Source organism: Gilliamella sp. Bif1-4 (assembly GCF_001690535.1).
Taxonomy (GTDB): domain Bacteria; phylum Pseudomonadota; class Gammaproteobacteria; order Enterobacterales; family Orbaceae; genus Gilliamella; species Gilliamella bombi.
Genome location: NZ_LZHC01000086.1, coordinates 1 through 22,163, shown reverse-complemented (window position 1 = coordinate 22,163; position 22,163 = coordinate 1). Strand labels below are relative to the sequence as shown.

The following is a 22,163-nucleotide window of genomic DNA, read 5'->3' as shown; positions in this document are numbered from 1 at the left end:
TTAAAAAGAGCAAACAAATCAGTTAAACTCAGCGAGTATATCCAAAAGCAGTATTGGCAACATAAAGCCCGTTTGGGTGCGCCAAGCCTGCTTCATGATGCAAGAGAAGCAGGCTATCAAGTTTCATAAAGGACAATTAGCCGTGTTTTGCAACAATTGGGATTACGGAGTAAAGCAGCACGTAAATTCAAGCATAAAACAGACAAGGCTCATCACAATATTGCGCCCAACACGTTAGATAGGCAATTTAATCCTGATAAACCTAATAAAACATGGGTAACCGATATTACTTATATTAAAACGGGTGAAGGTTGGTTATATTTGTCGGTGATTATCGATTTATATGGACGAAAAGTGATTGCTAGGCAAACCAGTCGCTACATAGACCGCCATTTAGTGTGTAATACATTAAAACAAGCTTTATTTCGGCGTCACTTTCCTAAAAATGTACTCATTCATAGTGACCAAGGAAGCCAATATTGCAGTGCTGATTTCAAGCAATTATTGTTACAATATGGGCTAAGGCAAAGCATGAGTCGAAGAGGCAACTGCTTTGATAATGCGGTTGTTGAGAGTTTTTTTCATACACTCAAAACACATATTATTCATGACTGTTACTACAAAACGAGGAAGCAGGCTAATAAAGCACTATTTGAATATATTGAAATCTATTATAATCGGATACGCCGTCATTCAGCCAATGGCTGGGTATCACCTGAACAATATGAACAACAATATTACCAAAACGAAAAAATGATAGAGGCGGGCACTGTCTAATATTTTGGCGAGGATCACTTTGATTCACCAAAATGGGGGAATCAAAGATGAAAAAATCATCATTTAAAGTAAAGCCGTATTGCTCAATTCTTCCTTTTATCCAATTAGAAAAGTCTCGACCAACACCAAGAAAACGATGTAATTGTTTTGCGCTAACTGTTTGCTGTAATTTACCGTTTAATTGTGTTTCGGTTACTGGTACTAAATTATTAAAATCTGTCATAAGTATTACTCCTAACGTGTCGAAAAATCCCTCTTTTAGCTAAATTTAGGCAAAGGGATACCGTCGGCTCAAAAATGAGCTTTGCTATAAAATCAATTAATTAAGCTGCTTTGCTTGGGTAAAGTGCTAAAATTTGGCTGATATCCGAATCAGTTAATAAGCTATTTTCATAACTAAGAATCAGATTAACCACCTTTTGAGCATCTTCCTTATTGGCTAGGTAATAGCGATAATGTGAGCCTATTCCGTCGGTATTAGGTTCATCCATGCGCTTTAATATGATGCCTAACTTTCTTTCTAGTTCTGAACAGTAATTTCTACCGCTAGAAAGCCTACAGGTGCGCAATATCTCATTTTCTGTAATACCATTGTCACCAGTACACGCAATTAATAGGTAAGCTCTTGGCTTTTTAGGTAGCTTTTTATAATCAGATTGGCTATGATTGGAAGCGTCTAAGCTCCAATCTAAGCCCTCGATTATTTCGCGATATAGAGGGTTTCCAATTTGCATAAATTACCCCCTTGCCGCTTTTTTTGATTCAATCCAGCTATTAACTTCTTGACTAGATAAAAAAACTTTTCGACCCAATAATTTTATTGGTTTAGGTGCGGTTTTGTCATTCTTGAGCATTTGATAATATGAGGATGTGCTTTTATAACCAATTAAGGCAATAAAATCTTTTAACGGGATAAGACTATCTTTGTTATTTAAAATTTTTTCCATGTAAAAATCTCTTTTTAAATTACTAATTAAAAAGAATTAAACAATGATAGAGGATGAAAGGAGCTAACAGAGTTTGATTAATAAACGAACAGTTAGTTAATATTGGCATTGACTACCTTTGGTAGATAAGACAATATATAACTGAAGTTGTTAAACAAATTGTTACATTTTTATCCGTATCATGTTTAATTTCTTTACTCAAGGGGAGTTGGTTCGCGGTCGGCAAACTTAGAAGCCATATCCCCTTAAAACTACTAACTTAGATACTCCTCATTAATAGTTTTTCAATTAACTACCTGTATAAATAACCAAGTAATCGATTTAACTAGTATTTTATCAAAGTATTTTGAAAAATAAAGCATAGTAAATAATAAATATCAAAAATAAGGCGCAAAATGAGCGCTCTAAGCCCTTTAAATACAATTTTGGTTGCTATGTATTACTTAACTTTAGTAACGCCGTAAAAATGCTGTCATTTGATTTACGATCTGATTTTAATAAACATTATTTTTAACTTTATGATTTTTAAATAAATTAAATTTCAAGTAATTCAGTTTATGATCGGATTTGTATAATCGCCTTAATTTTGTAATGAATTAGCCAGTGAAAAAATGCTCTTAAAAAATATTTTTCACCCATTGATTCGTTTGCTTGTTTTTTAATCAATTAATATTCAAATTTACTATATATAGTAGTAAATTTTGATAATGTATTACTATATATTGTAAATTTTTACACATAAAATTATTTTAGATATGAAATTATTGAGGCTACTAATCAGGAATTTTTATACACATAGTGATAAGATGATCACCATCTTCTTTGGTAGGCAATATTTTAAATCCGTATTTTTTATATAGTGCTATCAATGAGGGATTATTATTACATTCTAATATAGCAAATCTACCGCCAGCCATAGCGCGGATTTGTTTAATTATTGTGAAAGTTTCTTGTAATATTAACCCAAGATTTATAGGATTATTTTCAACTGCGAAATTTTTACCAATTTGGCCAATCAAATGAACTTTTATTTCTGTAGCGTGCTTATTAAAGCCATCCATACTAGATACTAATGTTTTAGATATTTCAAAATCACTTGATTGTATTGATGTAAATGCTAAAGAAAAATAGGCGAGAATATCAAGATTATCTTCGTTGATAATAAGATAGGTTTTTGATACGTTTCTTTTACTAAATTCTATCGATGAGTTGCATAAAAAATCTTGTAAATCCTTATTTCTGGGGCAAGAAAAACAACAAAGGAGGCTTTTTATTTCCTCCTCGTCATATTCATTAATAAGTTCATCTAGATTAACCGTGAGCATTTTTTCGGGTTAAAACTTTAGAAAATAATTTTACTGCTTTTTTAGATTCGGCTTTCTCGTCTCGCTCGCGAGTTTTTATCGTACTTTGTGCTTTCTCTAGTTCCTGAAATACATTAATGTCACGAGGCTCAGCCAAAACAAACGTTTTGCTAAATGATGATGTAGCCATATTATGCCTCCTAAAAAGTACAATTACACAAGTTGTGTAATATTATATAGCTCTATTTTGTTATATCAATATGTATTTAACTGTTTAAAAAAGAATATAAATCAATATGAGAAAAACAATAATAAATATTTAATTTTCTTTAAATTGAAATTTATGAAAGAATTTTATAAGCTGTCTTCATAATGAAGATAACTGCCTTTTATGATTAAATTGGTATCCATTTATTAAATACCTTTTTGCTGGATACTTGTTTGGATACCTATATAAGTACTAGTGATTATATATTAAATGGATTTTTGGGTATTTAAATTCTATAAGAAGTGGCTCAATTTGAGCATCTAAAACTTGAGCAGGCAACAAGTTTATGCTCTTTGCTTGTCAGGCGGTTAAATCCTTTGATGGTGGCGATACTAGTTCTATGCGCATTGGTTTAGATTTGGCTATAATGCTACTACCCATAGATTGATGATCTAATGTCTGCTTTTCAGAATAACCATGATTAGCAAGCATCAATTTAGCAATACTTGCGTTAAACTCACCCTTTAAGCCTTTATTAATTAACTCGACTTCTTGGCGTGCTTTGATAAGTTCTAACATGTCCTTAAATTCTTCGCTTGAACTTGCATAATTATATAAACTCGACCTTGAACAGTTAGCATATAAAGCCAGTCCAGCCATAGAGGGAATGATTTCGCCATTTTTGATATAGCCCTGTTTATGCAAATACTCTTGCCCTAGTTTTAACATGTCCTTTATCTTTGATTTTCGCCCTGCCATATTACCACCTAACTTACTAATAATAAGGCTATTATAATCCAATAAGGCGAATTATTAGATTGCTTTCTAACGTGTCCAAAAATTCACTAAACCAACCAAGAGGAGGGGGAGTAAATTCCTACGACCTTATACGCTCTAAACCGCCCACCCTCCTTTTTATGCAAAACCGCGAATTGAAATAATTTTTTTTACTGCCATTACTAAATGGGTAACCATAGATAGCTATGGTTGAGTAATTCAATTTAATAAACCTGCTGGCTTTTTAGCAGATTGCAAATGTAATACCTGTATGGTGGAAATCACCATAAAGCATTTATTCTTTTCCTCTAATAATAGCCCTGGATCAACCTTAAAATCATCCTTAATTAACATTATGATTAATAATTATTTTATTTTAATAAAAAAATAACGCTATCTAAATATATTTATATTTCAATTAGTTAATTACAGGATCAAGATTATTTTTAAATGTGTATAGTAGTGAACAGTAGTGAATACTAGTGAATACCAAAAAATATATATAATAAGTATATAATATATTGATATATATTGATATATATAAATTAATATTAGGTTGGTGAATAGTAGTGAACACTTTATATTAAAAGTTTAAGATTATGGGGAGGTAAGCATAAAAACAACTTAATAATTGGTATAGGTAAAGGATGACATTTAAAAAAGCACCCCTCAGATATGAGGAGTGGTTATTATGGAGAATTGAAGTGAATAACCCAAATATGGGGCACGGTATGAATAGCGTGATATGGTTAATGATTAACTAGCTTTAAATTGCGGTTACCTGATAGTGAGACATTTCCTTGGCTTGCTTGCTCGACAAAGTCACCCCACCAGTCAAGCATAATACGCTTTTGATGTTCATATTCTGCTTTGTTGTAGGCTCGCCTTACTGCGTTTTTATCTACATGCGATAACGCGCTTTCAATGACATCATAATTAAAGCCTTGTTCGTTTAAAGCGGTACTAGCTAAAGCTCTTAATCCATGCGCAACTAACTTATCTTTGTATCCCATGCGCTTTATTGCCATGTTAGCGGTTTGGCTACTCATTGGCTTGTTATAAGGCGGTCTTGCTGTTGGGAAAACAAACTCACTTTTATGATTAATAGATTTCATTATCTCAAGTATTTTTATTGCTTGCGGTGATAAGGGTATATTGTGTGGTCTATCCATTTTCATGCGTTCGGCAGGAATACTCCATAATTTTTTATCTAGATTAATTTCTTCCCACTTAGCCCCTACGGCTTCACTTGGTCGCGTTAATGTTAATAACTGCCATTCAATCACGCATCTAGTTTGTAATTCAATCTTTGCCATAGCTAAAGCTTGCATGAACTGCGGTAACTCAGTAGGGGGAATAGTTGGCTGATTTTTTACTTTCGGGCTATTAAATACGTCGGTGATTTTGGCTAGAGGGTTATTATCGATAATTCCCATATTGACAGCATAATACATTATTTCATTAATTCGCCGGCAAACTCTTTTTACTGTTTCGTATTTATTATTGTTATTTAATGGTTGTAATGCGTTAATCGCTTTGATAGCTGTTACTTGGTTTATTGGAATATCTTTTATATAAGGGAAAACATGATTTTCTAATGAACGCCAAGCCTTTTTGAGCGTTTGTTCTTCTAAACCTTGTTCTGTTTTGAATTTGAACCATTTCTCAGCCATAGCGTAAAAGGTATTATTACAAGCTTCTTGCTTACGTTGTTCTTGTTCCGCTTTGTGATGTTGTGGATCTATCCCTTGCTTTATTAATTCTCGCGCCTCATCTCGTTGTTTTCGCGCTTGTTGTAGCGATGTTTCTGGGTATTTACCGAAAGATAATAATGTCTCTTTATGTGATATTGGCTTTTTATATTTAAATCGCCATAATTTAACCCCTGTCGGTTTAACTAACAAAAAAAGACCTCCACCATCAAAATACTTTTTATCCTTACTAGTGGCTTTTAATGCTTTTATTTGTGTGTCAGTTAAGGGAGTAGTTTTTACAGCCATTTTTCACCTTTGGGGGTACGCAATAATAGGGTATTTAATTATACCCCCAAATATACCCCCATTATTTTTGGTTGTAAATGTACCTTACTGATACTTAATGGGCAATAAAATAGACTTTAAGGCTTGTTATTACTGGGTTTGGTGTACTTTGTAGGGTTTAAAAGAATGTTACTGTTTATTGATTTGGTGCCGTGGGCGGGACTTGAACCCGCATGCTCTTAGAGCACTACCCCCTCAAGATAGCGTGTCTACCAATTTCACCACCACGGCGCCGTTGTTATTCAGGAATATCTGAAGTTGAATTTTGCTGTACAGGTTGAGTAATTGGAGCTATTGCAGGTGCGGTATTACCTTCATTCAGCTGTGTTGTTTCAGGTACAGTATCTTCAATATTTTCAAATTCGCTAGATGAAGCTATTCGTGGGTTGCTACCTAAATTTGAAAGTAAAATGCTTATTACAAAAAACAAAATACCTAATAAAGTGGTAGCACGAGTTAAAAAATTCCCACTACCCGAAGATCCAAATAAAGTCGCTGATGCGCCAGCACCAAAAGATGAACCCATGTCAGCACCTTTACCCCGTTGAATTAAAACTAATGCAACTATTATAATCGCAATAACTAGATAGCTTATAATTAAAAATTCGTACATTTCAACCTGTCAACTTTATATGTTATATAACAGAATCTATTGATGCGAAATATTAGCGAAAGACGGACCAACAAGCAAGTAAAATTTCATAAATTGTTGGTCTGTTTTAAAAAATATTTTTTATATCAATCTGAGATTGTTAATATTTAAACTAAAATAAGCACTATGATTATTGATTATATTAATTTCTTTTAGTTTAAATAAAGTAATTATTCTTTACATACAGCGCGTAATTTTTGTTCTTTTCCCCATACTTCAACTTGCCCTATCCAAGCGTCAATAGCATATCGGTTAGAACGTCCTGGGTATTGATTTGTTAGTGGAAACTCATCAGATGAAAAAAACCATTGGTCTCCTGTAAACCAATTAGACTTAGGATAATTTGGGAAAGTTGTCATTCCCCATTCACTTAATACCCCTTGGTTGATTGTTCGTGCAAATAGATCCCAAGTTAGCGGTATTATTTTCCATGAATCTGAAGCATTAGGAGAATTTGACATTTCTGCTTGAGTAGGTATGTTTGCTTCTCCATGACATACTTGCGTTGCTTGTTCATATGTGTACATCCCATTACCTTTTGGAGCAACCCATGTTTTGGTTGGATTGAATGTGTAACTATGTATTATGCTGTTATCTGGTTTAAATTTTGCTGATACCGTTACTGTGCCATTAGGTTTATGGTTGAGATAAACCATGCCATTATTATCTACTGTCACACTATTTACCTATGTTGTATTCACAGAATAATCCCAATCTGTTTGGGCCCAGTCATAATTAACTGAAACTGAGCACCGGAAAATCCTGTTGTTGGAAACTTCGGATAGGCAGATGCATAAAATCCATTGAGAGGGTCAAAAACATTATGATCGTAACCTCCACCACAAATCGAATCTCTATATTCAGTACCAATTTTATTCCAGACTTTATCTGCTCGGTTCGGATCAAACAAAGAGTCTTCTACATTATTAGAACCTATAAGTACACAATTTGTTTTACCATTTTGTGTAAAACGATAAGGACTTCCCCAAGTTTGATTATTATTGACTATCATTTGATTAGGTTTTGCAAAACAGATCGTCGAATCAGTATTAATTTAATAAATTTTGGTTAAATTATATAATTCGCTGTCTTTAGGAACACCATATTCAGAATGGACTTGTATATCAGAAAGAGTAATAACTAATTTAAGCGGCATCTGAAACCCACTGCCACAACCAATTACCTTTCCATATTGAGATTTTGAAATTTCTTGTCCTGCATTATCAAACCATTTAAAGGTAATTAAAAGTTCCTTTATCGGAAATCTTACCTCTGTCTCCATCTTCATCATAGTAATTCAAAGTGGGGGAAAATTTAAAATCAGTTGGTGTTTTGATAATAAAGTCATTTATCAAGTTTAGCTATTTTAGCTCCTTAAATTATTATTGAATAAAAATTCATCATCGTTATGATTAGAAATATATTGTGCTTTGTCATATCGTTTATAACGATAAGTTGTGATCTTATTGATCGTTATAAACAATCAATTTAGTCGATAGAGAGGATACTTGTGATATACACAATATGAAGATGATTACGGTTTTGCCATGTGGAATCTGCTAACTCAGATAAAACATTTTTAACTAGTTTCCTTTTGAAGGTTAATACCATAGCCATTAATTTCGTTATTACAACTATTGATAACTAACTTCATAATATTGTTATGATGTAAAGTAGTAGAGAAAACAAAATCTATTAACTTCAAAATACTAAGATTATTGCACGAAATTAACGTTCCATAACGTTTAAGTAACGCTCTATGATGATTTTTTGGCTTATTTAGTGTCAAACATAATGTGTCTATAAGTATTACAAGTTAGTTGTGATAATCAATGGTACGTTTCTATCTAAAAAAACGGTATAATATCGCCATTTGTATTATGACAAATTGTATTTATGAAATTTATTGTTAAGATCTTTCCTGAAATTACCATCAAAAGTGATTCTGTTCGTTTACGATTTATTAAAATACTAACGAGCAACATTCGTAATATTTTAAAGCATCATATTGAAGAAGTGGCAGTTATTCGTCATTGGGATTTTATTGAAGTTCGTCCAAAAGTTGAAAATAGTGAAACTAAGATACTTGAATTATTAATGCGGATCCCCGGTATACATCATATTCTAGCTGTCGATGAAATCACTTTTGTTGATATGCATGATATTTTTGAAAAAGCATTAGATTATTATGCTCCATTAATTGAAAACAAAACATTTTGTGTACGCGTAAAGCGTCGTGGCAAACATGAATTTACTTCAATTGATGTTGAACGTTATATTGGTGGTGGACTTAATCAACATGTGTCTTCGGCTAAAGTTAAATTAACTCACCCAGAAATCACAGTTCACCTTGAAATCGACAAAGACAAGTTACTACTGGTAAAGGGGCGACATGCTGGTATTGGAGGTTTTCCAACTGGTACACAAGAAGATGTTCTTTCGCTCATATCAGGTGGTTTTGATTCTGGCGTATCAAGTTATATGCTAATGCGCCGAGGAAGCCGAGTGCATTATTGTTTCTTTAATCTTGGTGGAAAAACTCACGAAATTGGCGTTAAACAAATGGCTCATTACCTATGGGAACGTTTTGGTAGCTCACATAAAGTGCGTTTTATTGCTATTGATTTTTCGGATGTTGTTGGTGAGATTCTTGAAAAAATTGATGATGGGCAAATGGGAGTTATTTTAAAGCGGATGATGATTCGTGCAGCATCAAAAATTGCGCAACGCTATAAAGTGGAAGCTCTCGTTACTGGAGAAGCATTGGGGCAAGTATCAAGCCAAACACTTACCAATTTACGTTTAATTGATAATGCTAGTGATACATTAATTTTACGTCCTTTAATCACACACGATAAAGAAACCATTATCAATATTGCGCGTCAAATTGGTACTGAAGATATAGCTAAAACAATGCCAGAATTTTGTGGCGTAATATCTAAAAGCCCAACGGTTAAAGCCGTGAAAGAAAAAATTGAAGCAGAAGAAATGAATTTTGATTTCACGATTTTGGATAAAGCAGTTGCCGAGGCTGAAAATATTGATATTCGTGAGATAGCAAAACAAACAGATACAAAAATTGCTCATGTTGAAACTGTCACAACTCTGAGTACCAATCACGTGGTTATTGATATTCGATCTTCAGAAGAGCAGGAAGATAACCCTCTTATATTGAGTGATATTGAAGTTAAGCATATTCCATTTTATAAGTTAGCAACGCAATTTGGGAATTTGGATCAATCGAAGCAATATTTACTATATTGCGATCGTGGAGTCATGAGTAAGTTGCAAGCGCTTTATTTAATTGACCAAGGTTACAATAATGTAAAAATATTTTCTATATAAAAATTAACAATAATTTACTATATTGTTCGTGATTTTTACATATATAGTAAATTTTTGGGTAAAACTATATTTGGTATAAAAATTAATATCAAGAATGAATGAAATAAAGAGGATTGTAATGAGCAGTAAATTACTTGTAGTTGATGATGATCCAGAAATTACTTTATTATTACGAGAACTTCTTGAGTTAGAAGGATTTCTTGTTGAAATAGCGAATAATGGTATTCAGGCTTTAGAAAAGTTTGATAGTACGATAGATCTTATTTTACTTGATATTATGATGCCTGAAATGAATGGATTTAAATTTTTATCCCAACTTAGAGGTAAATTTACGGTACCTGTTATTTTTTTAACGGCTAAAGATAATGAATATGATAAAGTTATTGGACTTGAGCTTGGCGCTGATGATTACATTCTAAAGCCATTTAATGATAGAGAGCTTATTGCCCGAATTAATGCACTTTTGCGTAGAGCGCATTGGGATAATGTAGCAAACGATGAAGCTGAACAACCAATTAAATATACAATTGATAAACTTAATGTAAATCGAAAACAGCAATCTGCTTTTTTTGATAACCAGTATATAGATTTAACAGGTACTGAGTTTCAAGTGTTGCTTACCTTTCTAGAAAATTCGGGAAGAATAATTACACGCGAAGAACTAAACGAATTTGTTTTGGGTAAAGATTTAGCTCCACTTGCTCGCTCAATTGATGTACATGTATCTAGATTACGGAAAAAACTACCGCCTAGGAGTGATGGTTTACCATGGATTAAAACATTACGTTCAAAAGGTTACTTATTTGTAATTGATCGAAATGACGATTTGTTATATGAATAACATTATAATGAAGATCAGATAATATGATATGTGGCTTTTTGATAAATTAACAATAAGAATATTCACAATATTTTTATTAACCATAGCTTTTTTTCTAATGTTAATAATGGTTTTGCCGAGTCTTGATGCTCGAAACCTAACCTACTTAGCAAACAAAGATAAAGAAGCTGGTAATATGCTTGCGCATCAAATTGAAAATGATCTTATAAATGTACCAAAAGATAGTTTTCGGTGGTGGATGCGTTTTATTGTTGTTATGGATAGTCATCAAAAACCAGGTCAATTTTTATTTATTGTTACCCCTAATGAACAAATCATTACCGCCGAAACAAAAAATATTGATTTGGTCAAAAACTTTAGTGAAAAATCCCATAATGTTAAAGACCCTGCAAAAAAAATCTATGATTCTCAAGAAATTATAGGACCTTTTCTAATTCATTATGCTAATGCTGAATATAGATTATATATCCTACAACAAACTACAGATATTCAATCTCAATTAGTCAACTTTATATTTGATCATCCTTTTTTACTATTAACTTTGACCATGCTGGCAAGTTCTCCTTTTTTACTATGGCTATCTTGGAGTATTGCAAAACCTGCTCGAAGGCTAAAAAAAGCAGCTGATCAGGTTGCGAAAGGTAATTTACAAGAGTGGCCTGAGCTAGAACAAATAGGATCGTCTGAATATAAAGCAACAGGCGCTAGTTTTAACCATATGCTAAGAGAGCTTAAACGAATGCAAGAAGTACAGCAACGTTTGTTTTCAGATATTTCTCATGAGTTACGCACTCCTTTGACTCGTTTGCAGCTTGCTACATCGCTATTGCGGCGCAAACAAGGTGAAAGCAGTGAAGTTATACGTATTAATAATGAAGCGATAAAATTAGATTCTATGATTGGTGACTTATTGTCATTGGCAAGGCAACAATATGACAATAAGGAAATTCGTGAAGTTAATAAAATTAATACTCTATTTAAGCAGGTGCTTGATAATGCCACTTTTGAAGCAGAACAAATAGGTAAAAAGTTGACCGTGATAAATTTTCCAACTAACCATACTATATTATGCTATCCAATTGCTTTATGTAGCGCACTTGAAAACGTTATACGCAATGCATTTCGCTATTCGAATAAACAGATCGATATCAATTTTTTAGCACAACAACAAAAGCTAACAATTACAATTGATGATGATGGCCCAGGGGTTGCTGAAAGTGAACTAGAACAAATTTTTAGACCTTTTTATCGTACAAGCGAAGCCCGAGATCGTGAATCTGGCGGAACTGGATTAGGGCTCGCTATTGTAGCTAATGCCATCATACGCGATCACGGTACAGTAAAAGCAGAAAAAAGTCATCTTGGTGGACTTAGAATTGTGATAATATTGCCAATTCATAAACATCAATAAATAGTGAATGAGAAAAGTTGTGTCAAATTCAGCATTAAACATCGTTTTATTTGAACCCGAAATTCCTGCTAATACTGGAAATATTATTCGCCTTTGTGCTAACACTGGTTTCAATTTACATATTATTGAACCTATGGGTTTTTTCTGGGATGACAAAAAGTTAAGACGAGCTGGGCTTGATTATCAAGAATTTGTTGATGTAAAACGCTATAAAAATCTCAACCATTTTTTAGATGCCAATCAAATAGACCTATCAACACAAGTTTATGCTTTAACCACAAAAGGACAAAAACCACACAGTGAAGTCGATTACCAGCAAAATGACTTCTTAATGTTTGGGCCAGAAACCCGAGGCTTACCAAAAAACATACTTGATGCACTACCACAAGAGAAAAAGATCCGCATTCCCATGCTAGCCACTAGCCGTAGTATGAATTTATCTAATTCTGTTGCCGTTGTGGTTTATGAATCGTGGCGTCAGTTAAATTATATGGGTGCAAAATAAAATTTAGTTTTACTCAGTTGTTGGATAAATACCAACGTTGGGAAAAAAGCAATATTCAAACCTTTCGGTGGGGTTAAAATAATTAATATTAATCAGAAAAGATTATATGTTGTTCTATCCTCTCAATAAAAAACCCACATATACAATTGATTTTTTTCATTTTCATATTATCTCCAAGATTAAAAGTATTCCATTTTCCAGTATTAGGTAATATATTAAGCTAATACTATGAATATTATTGTTAAAAAGTGAAAGCTTTTGCCATACAATGAAACTTATTGAGGCTATTTGCCTTCTTTTTATTGGAAATGAGTTCAAATAAATTTATTCAACGTAACTACCTTTATAGAAAGTCCGATGTCTATTTTGAATTTGAACATGATTAATATGGATGATCACACAATGAAAAATATAAAATTATTATCTTTATTTTTAATATGTTGTACTTTTACAAATTATGTTTTTGCCGAAACAATTTCTCAAAATGTGTGGTTTTTGGCTACGAAAAATAAAGATAATGTTGCACAGTATCAAGTTGCTATGGCTTATGACCCTTTGAATGAAAATGATGATTGGGATTGCCGCCCTCATCAATTTTATCTTGAATCAAAAGATAAAAGATTATCCGGGTGCAAGGATAAATCCGCCGATAAATATATCGAATTTTTAACTAAATCTGCCGAAAACCTATACCCTCTTGCCCAAACCGCTCTAGGAATAGCCTATGTTAATGGTAAATTGGTAAATAAAGATATTAAAAAAGGCCTTTTTTGGTTAGAAAAGGCCGCTTCACCAATTCCAGATAAAGCAAAATTTAGCGTAGGTGAAGGAACGCTGTGGTTAAATAAACAGGGAAGAAAATATGGTGTGGGTCAAGCTCAATATGTATTAGCTACTCTCTATGATAAGGGAATAGATGTTAAAACCGATTATGCTAAAGCAATAAAATATTATGAAATGGCGAGTAAAAGCTATGATTGGGGATTTTACGGACACGCGCAATATCGGCTTTATCAACTCTATAAAAATAAAATTAATGATCAGAAAAAAGCTTTATATTGGCTTGAAAAAACTGTGAAACATATAAATTACAATAAAGCATCGGATACTCCAATGGAGCTGGTTGAATATTTTTTAAATGGCGGTCAGATAGATGGTTCAAAATCAGAACAACCTAATTACCCATGGGCGGCTAAATGGTTAATTGAATTTGCCCAATCAAATTCAATTAAAAATGAGACTAGGCAAAAAATGGCCTTTCAGCTCGCTTGGTTTTATTTAAATGGTTTAGGGGTAGAAAAAGATTCAAAGCAAGCTGCAAAATATTATCATTTAGGGATGAAAATCGATACCTCAGTTAACGATACAATTAACCCTAGCATTCAATCATCTAATGAAGTTAATCTACAAGAGCAGTTTTTACTTAATGTAATTAAACCCATTTATGAAAATAACAGAATTTTCGAAAAATTCCAATATGATGAATTTGTTGATAAATACTATCCCGAAGAATTAAAAGATAGACAAAAACGAATCGATTATACCAATAAACTTTATATCGAAAACGCTATTAAAATCGTAGAAGAAGTATTTTCCGATAATTTAGAAGATGAAAAAGCCTTTTATCTTCAACTCGAAAAAGAAATGCTAGCCGAGCATCTTTTCTTTGAGTATAACTACTCTTTCCCCCTACTGCTGGCATTATCTCAACAACGTGGAATTGCTTATGGTTTTTATCGTGAAGCCGAAAACCTTATAGCTAAATCCAGCAATGAATTAATACACCTTTACGAATCAGCATTGGAACTTGAGCCTAATAATCCAATAATTTTATACCGATTTGGTACGTTATATGACTTTATTATCCAAGATACCGATACAGCAATATCATATTACAAACAAGCTGCCGATTTAGGATATGCAACGGCAAATTATCGGTTAGGAGTAATTTATTATTTAGGGAAAGGGGTTGAACAGAATTATCATGAAGCTTGGAGATATCTTGATTTGGCAGCACAACAAAATTATGTAATAGCACAAAATTTTTTGATAACCATCGACAAATCGCATCCTGAATTTGAATGGTTAACCACACAATACATTAATCATCAACAAAATTACCTTTCACCAACAATTGTGGTTGATGGTCAAGATTGGCTAAAGGTGCAAAATGAAAATAGCTCATCACCCAAAGTGGTTTATCATTTTACGAAGCATAATTTTAACGGTAACGGGATAAAAACTTATGCTGGTTGCAAAGCAGCAATAGAGCTGGCGACACAAGGCGATATTTTAGTGCAAAAAGAATTAATTAAAACATTAAACAATAATTCACCTATTTGTACAGCAAAACAAGAATTACTGTTTTCTTGGATTGATAACAACATTGATGATGATCTGAAAAAACAATTTTTAAAAGCAAAGTACTATAAATTTACAGAGCAAGATGAAAAGTATCAGAAAGAACTTAACGATTTAGCTAAAAATCAAAATCAATACGCAATCATTGAATTATTAAAACATACTCGGCTATATGGCGATTCAAGAGATGATAAGTATATTTCAAATATCAAAATGCTACTTAAATCTGGTAATGTCAATGCTGCCGAATTACTTATTAAGTATTATTATTTCCCGTTAGATCATAATGATAAACGTTTCTTCCATAGCATTTACCAATATACCAAAGCAATTTTATTAAGAAATGACTTAGCTAATTATATTTCAAATTACTATGAACGAGAATTTACAGAACCAAAACATATTTATGCTGACGAAATCTTAGCGCCTTCTGATATTTATAAAATATGGTTTGAACTTGCTGATATGCATGAACAAGGTGTTGATATTCCAAAGAATAATATCTTTGCCTATGTTTGGTACAGTTTATTGGCAGAACATAATCAAACTCAAGCATTTAATAAAGTTCAAGAATTAAAATCGCAATTAACAGCAGAACAATTAACTAAAGCTAATAATAAGCTTAACCAATACCGTAATTTATATCGTTTTCTTCCATTAACCCATATGGAGTTAAACCTAGAATAGGTTTGTTTAAGATTAGCTCGTTAATACAGGATATTAGATATGAATGATTCAATTGTTACATCAAATAAAACAACAAATTTCCACTCAAAATTTTGGATATTCAATATAATTTTATTGATATTAGCACTGAGTGGTATATATTATTTATGGAAAGAAAATTATTTTTCTATTCCATTTTCTTCCTCCACCAAGCAAAAGACGATAAAAATATATAATGTAGAGCAAAAATATTACTACGATAACAATAAAAAGATAAAATTTACATGCATTTTATCCATTAAATATGACGATGATCCAATAATTAATAACAATTATTATGATGAGTACAAGGATAAGCAAAAACTTATCGAAAATTGTATACCTTTATAGAAATAAATGATGACAAACACGGGGACTTTCCCGTGTTTTTGTTTTTTTGAAGTTAATTAAAAGCAGTGGAAAATTAATAACAATAGTTATTGCTGGTTTTTATCATAATTACTCTCAGTATGAATAACGTTAATATAACTAGGAATAGCTGGTGCATTTTGATAAAGAAATAACCACAAGATTGCTTCTATTTCTTGGGTTTAGCGTGAAAATTGTTAGCAATATATCGTTGGGAAAATCATCTTCCAATTGTTGATTTATAAAAAGGTCAATAAATTCATCATATACATCATCATTATCCATTACATAGTTATGGTGATTTTTACAAAATTTTCCATATAAATACATTAATTTATCAATATAGTCACCTTCATTAAAAAAGGCTCTGCAAATACAACTTCAATCACTTTATCACCTAATTTACAACAAAAATATCGTTCAATATCGAATGTTGAACAATCAGTTTTTAACATTGATGAACGTTGTATTCTTTGTTTTACAATAGTTTCTCAAATTACTGTAAACAATGCAAAGAATTCCTACAGCACGTTTTGGTGCGCCAAGTCTGCTTCATGATGCTAGGGATAGAACATCCTCAATGATCACTTGATAGTAATAGCTTTGCTATTCTCTGCACATTAGAGGTAATAGATTTTTGTAAAAAAGTTTCAGGAAATTGTATGTTTCAGTATAAATTATTAAGTATAGATGGCTGAGTTTGGTTGATTAACGCCATGATTAAATTAATCTGTAAGTCAGTGTCATTTAATGTGGGAATATAATAAAATGATTTTCCACCTGCATTTAAAAAGATTTCTCGATTTTCTTCGTCAATCTCGTAAATAGTTTCAATACAATCTACCGAGAACCCTGGGCAGATGACGTGCACATTTTTAACCCCTCTTTGTGCCAATATTTGTAATGTATCGCTGGTACTTGGCGTAACCCATTTTCCTTTTCCAAATTTCGATTGATAAGCCATTTGGATTGATATATTTATGTTATTTTTTCGACATTTTTCGATTAATAACTGTGTGGTAATTTCACAACGTTGAATATAATCATCTTTTCGTTTGTAAATATAACGCTCTGGAATACCATGATAAGAAAGTATAAGCATTTCAGGCTCACCTTGGTCTTGAAATGCTTGCTTAATTTGTAAATAAAGTGCATTGATATAGCTTGGATGATCAGCATAATCACGAATATAATCAATACTATTTATGATTTTGTTGGTTCCTATAATTTGTTTAAGTTTATCAAGTACAGCGAGTGTTGTGGTCGTTGAGTATTGTGGAAAAAGTGGCAATACCGTAATTTTTGAACATGATTGAAGCTTGTTCAATGCAGATTGAATATTGGGTTCACCATAGGTCATGGCTAATTCACATTGAATATTTGGTAAGTGGTGTTGTAATTTATCACATAATAATTGGCTGTAATGGAGTAAAGGTGATGAGCCATCTATCCAAATTTTTTGGTAATGATGAATAATATAAGGCACTCGTTTAGGTATTACAAGGTACTTTAAAATCGGATACCAAAACAGTTTCGGTAAATCAACGACATGGCGATCGAGTAAAAACTCGGTTAAGTACCGTTTTATTGCATCTGGTGTTGCCGCATTTGGTGTACCTAGATTAATTAGCAATAACCCTTGTTTTTTATTCACAAGTAATCCTTATTTTGAGCAAAGATAATAGTTGATAATGTTAAGAATTCTATGTAGTGCGCCTTGATTTTGTTTTAATACTTGATACGCTTGTTCGCCAATTTGTTGACTATGCGTTTTATTTTCTAAAAGCCCATTAATAGCTGAATAAAGGGCATCAGCTGTGCTAGCACAAATGATCATTCCATCAGCTGAAATAAGTTGCTCACAAATAACTTTAAAATTGAAAAAATGTTCGCCACTAATGATTGGGATGTGGTGAAGTGCGGGTTCTAATGGATTATGCCCACCATGTTCCACTAAACTGCCGCCAACAAAGGCAATATCTGCAATACCATAAAGTTCTATTAATTCTCCCATTGTATCACCCAAAATGACTTGAGTTTGTTTAGTAGGAATTTGACCGCTACTGCGGTTTATATAATTCAATCCACAGTCATTAATTAATTTTTCGATGGTTTTAAAACGCTCTGGGTGGCGGGGGACAATAATCAATAACAAATCGGGATATTTTTGTAATAACCGCTTAAAAGCAGATAAGATGATTTCATCTTCCCCATTATGTGTACTTGCGGCAATAAAGATAGGGCGGTCTAATTGCCACCGCTGTTTTAGCGTTTTGATTTTTTGCTGTTGTTGATCTGTTAAATCAATATCAAATTTAATACTACCGGTTATTGTTAAGTGATCACGGGGTAAACCCAGTGAAATAAAACGTTCCCCATCTTGCTTATTTTGCGCGGCAATTGCACTAATTTTTGATAGTAAATTGCTAATGGATCGCCCTAGTTTACTGTATCGATTAGCTGAACGTTCTGATAATCTGGCATTGGCAATAATTAGCTGAATATTTCGTTTATAACACTGACAGATAAAATTAGGCCAAAGCTCAGTTTCCATAATGATCACTAATTTGGGCTTAACCGTATTTAAAAAACGATTTATCGCGCAGGGCAAATCATAAGGTAAATATACATGGCTGACGCTATCACCAAGTAATGATTTAACTTGCTCTGAGCCTGTTGGCGTCATGGTGGTAACTGTGATAGGTAAACTAGGATACTGTTGTTTAAGTGCTTTGATTAGCGGGATGGCTGCTATCGTTTCACCCACCGATACGGCATGCACTAAAATACCGTTAGATTTAACTTTATTTTTGCAAAAACCATAGCGTTCAAGCCAACGCTTTCGATAAGCTGGTGCTTTACGACTACGCCAAAGCAGTCTTAGCCAAACCAGTGGTTGAATCAAATACAATAAAAAAGTATATAAAATTTGCATACTAATTATAAGTTGGTTAGATCAAAAAAGTGTTCACGGTAATAAACAAGTTCAGCAATTGAGTCACGAATATCATCAAGAGCTTGGTGAGAACTCTGTTTGCTAATCCCTTTTAGTATTTCAGGTTTCCAACGTTTAGCTAATTCTTTAATTGTGCTGACATCTAAATAGCGATAATGAAAATAACTTTCTAAATTAGGCATATAGTTAAATAAAAAACGACGATCTTGCCCAATAGTATTACCACAAATTGGAGAGCTGTTTTCTGGTACCCATTGTTTTAAAAATTCGATGGTTTGTTGCTCGGCCTGTTGTTCACTAACAGTACTTTTGCGAACACGCTCAATAAGTCCTGATTTGCCATGGGTGTTTTGGTTCCACTCATCCATTAATGCTAATTGCTCATCAGATTGATGAACTGCAATCACAGGTCCTTCAGCAAGAATATTTAAGTTAGAATCGGTAACAATGGTTGCGATCTCAATAATGCGATCAGTTATTGGATTGAGTCCAGTCATTTCAAGATCTATCCAAATAAGATTGTTACTATTAATTTGAGATTGTTTGTTCATAATTTGCTATAGAGATTTTCTTTTTGATACTGAGTAGTGTAGCATAACTGACAATCTGTTTTAGTAAAAAATGAGCACTATGGCAAAAAATAAACTATCCAATAATCAAAAAAGACGTGTAGCGGCAAAACATCAGCAACGATTAGCAATAAAGCAAGATGAGAGTCTGACAAATTTTTCATCACCTCGTGACGGTGTAGTAATAAGCCGTTTTGGTAAGTCTGCTGATGTTGAAGATAGTGCTGGTCTTATTTATCGCTGTAGTATTCGCCGAACCTTGCCTTCGTTAGTCACTGGCGATAAAGTGATGTGGCGTGAAAGTTTAGAGCCAAATACCAATGGTATTATTGAAGCGGTCCACCCGAGACTTTCTGAACTTGTCCGGCCTGATTTTTATGATGGCGTTAAACCCGTTGCCGCAAATGTTGATCAAATCGTGATTATTTCGGCTGTCTTGCCAGAATTATCACTAAATATTATCGATCGTTATTTAGTTGCTTGTGAATGCACTGATATAAAACCTATTATTGTTTTAAACAAAATTGATTTACTTAATGATGATCAACGCACTGAAGTTGAAAAAAAGTTGACGATTTATACTCATATCGGTTATCAAGTTTTGTATGTCTCATGTCAAAATCAACAAGGCATTGCTGTATTACAAGATGTTTTGCAAGGTAAAATTTCCATTTTAGTTGGGCAGTCTGGTGTGGGAAAATCAAGTATTATTAATTTACTGTTACCTCATCAATCACAATCAGTTATGACTGGAGGTATTTCAGAAATATCCGGACTTGGTCAACATACAACCACTTCCTCTCGGCTTTACCACTTACCAAATGGTGGAGATATTATTGACTCACCAGGGATCCGCGAATTTGGTTTATGGCACTTAGAGCCGCAGCAAGTGATTAGTGGTTTTAAAGAATTTGATAATTATTTAGGCGGTTGCCACTTTCGTGATTGTAATCACTTTGATACGCCAGGTTGTTTATTACAAAAAGCGGTGCAAGATGGTAAAATTGCACCATCAAGACTTGATAACTATCATCGAATTTTACAGACAATGCAAGAAGTTAAGGCTAAAACCAAAAAAATCTATAAATAATAGCCTGTAGGAAATCCTTATATTGTTTATAGACATTTAAAAAACGACTGTAATGAAAATACATAAAAAACAAAATTGAGGAAATTCCACTTGTTATGGCGATATTTTTAACTACCTATTGACGATTATTGCGAGCGTATTCAACCATATCTTTTGGGTAGTAGATAAAACGGTGTAGGCTGCTATCATCAATATTTTTTAAATACGCTACTGCGGCGGCTTCAAAACACCAATAGCCCACAAAAGAACAAGTATCTCTAGAGTCGCCCTGCTGTTTTAAATGACTATCAATATAACTATATCCAGTTTTACGCAGTCCGTCATACCAGCGGCGTAAGTATTCATCTAAAAACTTTAAGGTATCTTTAGGTTTTTCAGCATGAATAGCTTTATAAAGGGGATTACGAAAGCTCAGCTCTCGTGGTGTTTTTTCTTCAGTAATTGGATAGTTTGGAATTTTCATTGCAATTAGACTGTCTAACGCTTTCTCTCGATTTTCTTGATCAAAATCAACAGCTTTAACAATGGTTTCAAACCAATCTTGGTGTTTAAATAAAATTGCTAACCCCAATAAATTCGATAATGTCTCAGTTTCAAAATATTCCGTTAATATAGTAATATTCATCTTATCATCTGAGTTGACGAGATTATATTTATCTACATAATCTATAGAGCTATGAATATAGCTTAAAATACATCCCATCCTAGAAAATAACTCATTGATTTCTATTCCTAATGTATAGTCTAAACAAAATTGTTGATATTGTAATTCTATCATAAATTCTGCATAACCATCTTGTTCCTTTTTCATATCGTTATCAACCCTACCAATTAGCTTTGTAAGTCTTTCTTGAAAATAATGGTAAAAATCTTCATCTAATAGTTTCTGACGGCGTTGTTGTTCAAATTCTGTCATTTTAATCTCTTTATATTTTTATTTAGACTTATTTTTGATGCATCATACATGTTACTTTTTTTATTAAATCACATGGAATAAGGCGGTTGCTTGATATTCCTATAACGAGTGGCAATAACCATCATTTCGGCCTCTTTATAGCTTATATCATATCTATTGATGATTATTGCGAGCATATTCAACCATATCTTTCGGGTAGTAGATAGAACGGTGTAGGCTGCTATCATCAATATTTTTTAAATACGCTACTGCGGCGGCTTCAAAACACCAATAGCCCACAAAAGAACAACAATCTCTAGAGTCGCCCTGTTGCCATAAATGACTATCAATATAACTATATCCAGTTTTACGCAGTCCGTCATACCAGCGGCGTAAGTATTCATCTAAAAAC

At 33.0% G+C, this 22,163-nt stretch carries 23 protein-coding genes, 1 tRNA gene and 1 pseudogene; 8 read left to right on the top strand and 17 right to left on the bottom strand.

The window, feature by feature from the left end; translation table 11 throughout:
• Window positions 1-135: 135 nt before the first annotated feature.
• Window positions 136-723, top strand: a pseudogene (locus tag A9G25_RS13120) (IS3 family transposase); the annotation flags it as partial.
• On the opposite strand, the gene A9G25_RS13470 reads toward A9G25_RS13120, so the two are convergent.
• The 12 genes from A9G25_RS13470 to A9G25_RS11940 form a co-directional block, all read right to left on the bottom strand.
• A complete protein-coding gene (locus A9G25_RS13470) occupies window positions 638-1,000 on the bottom strand; it encodes an antA/AntB antirepressor family protein (RefSeq protein WP_081297262.1) in 363 nt (120 codons plus the stop codon). The pseudogene A9G25_RS13120 and the gene A9G25_RS13470 overlap by 86 nt on opposite strands.
• A gap of 100 nt (window positions 1,001-1,100) precedes the next feature.
• Window positions 1,101-1,511, bottom strand: coding sequence for a hypothetical protein (locus tag A9G25_RS11990; RefSeq protein WP_065627089.1), 411 nt, complete (start codon window positions 1,509-1,511; stop codon window positions 1,101-1,103).
• Window positions 1,512-1,514: 3 nt separating this feature from the next.
• Window positions 1,515-1,724, bottom strand: coding sequence for a helix-turn-helix transcriptional regulator (locus A9G25_RS11985; RefSeq protein ID WP_065627088.1), 210 nt, complete (start codon window positions 1,722-1,724; stop codon window positions 1,515-1,517).
• Window positions 1,725-2,497: 773 nt separating this feature from the next.
• The gene (locus tag A9G25_RS11980) at window positions 2,498-3,049 is read right to left on the bottom strand and encodes a hypothetical protein (RefSeq protein ID WP_218057624.1); all 552 of its coding nucleotides are present in this window, start codon (window positions 3,047-3,049) and stop codon (window positions 2,498-2,500) included.
• Window positions 3,036-3,218 (bottom strand): hypothetical protein, encoded by a 183-nt coding sequence (locus tag A9G25_RS11975; RefSeq protein ID WP_065627087.1) that lies wholly within the window; start codon window positions 3,216-3,218, stop codon window positions 3,036-3,038. Before A9G25_RS11975 ends, A9G25_RS11980 begins: the two co-directional genes overlap by 14 nt.
• A gap of 378 nt (window positions 3,219-3,596) precedes the next feature.
• Window positions 3,597-3,995 (bottom strand): terminase small subunit, encoded by a 399-nt coding sequence (locus A9G25_RS11970; RefSeq protein WP_065627086.1) that lies wholly within the window; start codon window positions 3,993-3,995, stop codon window positions 3,597-3,599.
• A gap of 767 nt (window positions 3,996-4,762) precedes the next feature.
• The gene (locus A9G25_RS11965) at window positions 4,763-6,013 is read right to left on the bottom strand and encodes an integrase domain-containing protein (RefSeq protein WP_034882780.1); all 1,251 of its coding nucleotides are present in this window, start codon (window positions 6,011-6,013) and stop codon (window positions 4,763-4,765) included.
• Window positions 6,014-6,197: 184 nt separating this feature from the next.
• A tRNA-Leu gene (locus A9G25_RS11960) sits at window positions 6,198-6,283 on the bottom strand.
• 7 nt (window positions 6,284-6,290) lie between these two features.
• Window positions 6,291-6,665: a preprotein translocase subunit SecG gene (secG, locus tag A9G25_RS11955; RefSeq protein ID WP_065627085.1), complete on the bottom strand. Its 375-nt coding sequence runs from the start codon at window positions 6,663-6,665 to the stop codon at window positions 6,291-6,293.
• Window positions 6,666-6,874: 209 nt separating this feature from the next.
• The gene (locus A9G25_RS11950) at window positions 6,875-7,381 is read right to left on the bottom strand and encodes a hypothetical protein (protein ID WP_065627084.1); all 507 of its coding nucleotides are present in this window, start codon (window positions 7,379-7,381) and stop codon (window positions 6,875-6,877) included.
• Between the two features lie 20 nt (window positions 7,382-7,401).
• Window positions 7,402-7,716, bottom strand: coding sequence for a hypothetical protein (locus tag A9G25_RS11945; RefSeq protein WP_065627083.1), 315 nt, complete (start codon window positions 7,714-7,716; stop codon window positions 7,402-7,404).
• Between the two features lie 42 nt (window positions 7,717-7,758).
• Window positions 7,759-7,992 carry a hypothetical protein gene (locus A9G25_RS11940; RefSeq protein ID WP_141675108.1) on the bottom strand — a complete coding sequence of 78 codons (234 nt, stop codon included), beginning with the start codon at window positions 7,990-7,992 and terminating at the stop codon, window positions 7,759-7,761.
• Window positions 7,993-8,600: 608 nt separating this feature from the next.
• On the opposite strand from A9G25_RS11940, the gene thiI reads away from it, so the two are divergent.
• The 6 genes from thiI (at window position 8,601) to A9G25_RS11910 (ending at window position 16,223) form a co-directional block, all read left to right on the top strand.
• On the top strand, window positions 8,601-10,049 hold the full coding sequence (gene thiI / locus A9G25_RS11935; RefSeq protein WP_065627081.1) for a tRNA uracil 4-sulfurtransferase ThiI: 1,449 nt from the start codon (window positions 8,601-8,603) through the stop codon (window positions 10,047-10,049).
• 118 nt (window positions 10,050-10,167) lie between these two features.
• Window positions 10,168-10,890, top strand: coding sequence for a response regulator (locus tag A9G25_RS11930; RefSeq protein WP_065627080.1), 723 nt, complete (start codon window positions 10,168-10,170; stop codon window positions 10,888-10,890).
• Window positions 10,891-10,918: 28 nt separating this feature from the next.
• Window positions 10,919-12,301, top strand: coding sequence for an envelope stress sensor histidine kinase CpxA (gene cpxA / locus A9G25_RS11925; RefSeq protein WP_065627079.1), 1,383 nt, complete (start codon window positions 10,919-10,921; stop codon window positions 12,299-12,301).
• A 19-nt stretch (window positions 12,302-12,320) separates the two neighbouring features.
• Window positions 12,321-12,806 (top strand): tRNA (uridine(34)/cytosine(34)/5-carboxymethylaminomethyluridine(34)-2'-O)-methyltransferase TrmL, encoded by a 486-nt coding sequence (gene trmL, locus A9G25_RS11920; RefSeq protein WP_244178553.1) that lies wholly within the window; start codon window positions 12,321-12,323, stop codon window positions 12,804-12,806.
• 402 nt (window positions 12,807-13,208) lie between these two features.
• Window positions 13,209-15,854 carry a tetratricopeptide repeat protein gene (locus A9G25_RS11915; RefSeq protein ID WP_065627078.1) on the top strand — a complete coding sequence of 882 codons (2,646 nt, stop codon included), beginning with the start codon at window positions 13,209-13,211 and terminating at the stop codon, window positions 15,852-15,854.
• A 39-nt stretch (window positions 15,855-15,893) separates the two neighbouring features.
• Complete coding sequence (locus tag A9G25_RS11910) at window positions 15,894-16,223, top strand: hypothetical protein (RefSeq protein WP_065627077.1); 330 nt, start codon at window positions 15,894-15,896, stop codon at window positions 16,221-16,223.
• 685 nt (window positions 16,224-16,908) lie between these two features.
• On the opposite strand, the gene hemH is transcribed toward A9G25_RS11910, so the two are convergent.
• From hemH to orn, 3 genes are read right to left on the bottom strand one after another with little or no spacing between them, the layout of a single operon-like run.
• Complete coding sequence (hemH, locus tag A9G25_RS11900; protein WP_065627075.1) at window positions 16,909-17,895, bottom strand: ferrochelatase; 987 nt, start codon at window positions 17,893-17,895, stop codon at window positions 16,909-16,911.
• A 9-nt stretch (window positions 17,896-17,904) separates the two neighbouring features.
• The gene (waaA, locus tag A9G25_RS11895; protein WP_065627074.1) at window positions 17,905-19,176 is read right to left on the bottom strand and encodes a lipid IV(A) 3-deoxy-D-manno-octulosonic acid transferase; all 1,272 of its coding nucleotides are present in this window, start codon (window positions 19,174-19,176) and stop codon (window positions 17,905-17,907) included.
• Between the two features lie 5 nt (window positions 19,177-19,181).
• Window positions 19,182-19,748: an oligoribonuclease gene (gene orn / locus A9G25_RS11890; RefSeq protein ID WP_065627073.1), complete on the bottom strand. Its 567-nt coding sequence runs from the start codon at window positions 19,746-19,748 to the stop codon at window positions 19,182-19,184.
• Window positions 19,749-19,827: 79 nt separating this feature from the next.
• Here orn and rsgA point away from each other — a divergent pair, with 79 nt between their 5' ends.
• The gene (gene rsgA / locus A9G25_RS11885; RefSeq protein WP_065627072.1) at window positions 19,828-20,856 is read left to right on the top strand and encodes a small ribosomal subunit biogenesis GTPase RsgA; all 1,029 of its coding nucleotides are present in this window, start codon (window positions 19,828-19,830) and stop codon (window positions 20,854-20,856) included.
• A 115-nt stretch (window positions 20,857-20,971) separates the two neighbouring features.
• On the opposite strand, the gene A9G25_RS11880 is transcribed toward rsgA, so the two are convergent.
• Both A9G25_RS11880 and A9G25_RS11875 read right to left on the bottom strand, forming a co-directional pair.
• The gene (locus A9G25_RS11880; RefSeq protein ID WP_065627071.1) at window positions 20,972-21,772 is read right to left on the bottom strand and encodes a PoNe immunity protein domain-containing protein; all 801 of its coding nucleotides are present in this window, start codon (window positions 21,770-21,772) and stop codon (window positions 20,972-20,974) included.
• Between the two features lie 153 nt (window positions 21,773-21,925).
• Window positions 21,926-22,163 (bottom strand): PoNe immunity protein domain-containing protein (locus A9G25_RS11875; RefSeq protein WP_141675107.1); only part of this gene is annotated, 238 nt, incomplete at its 5' end.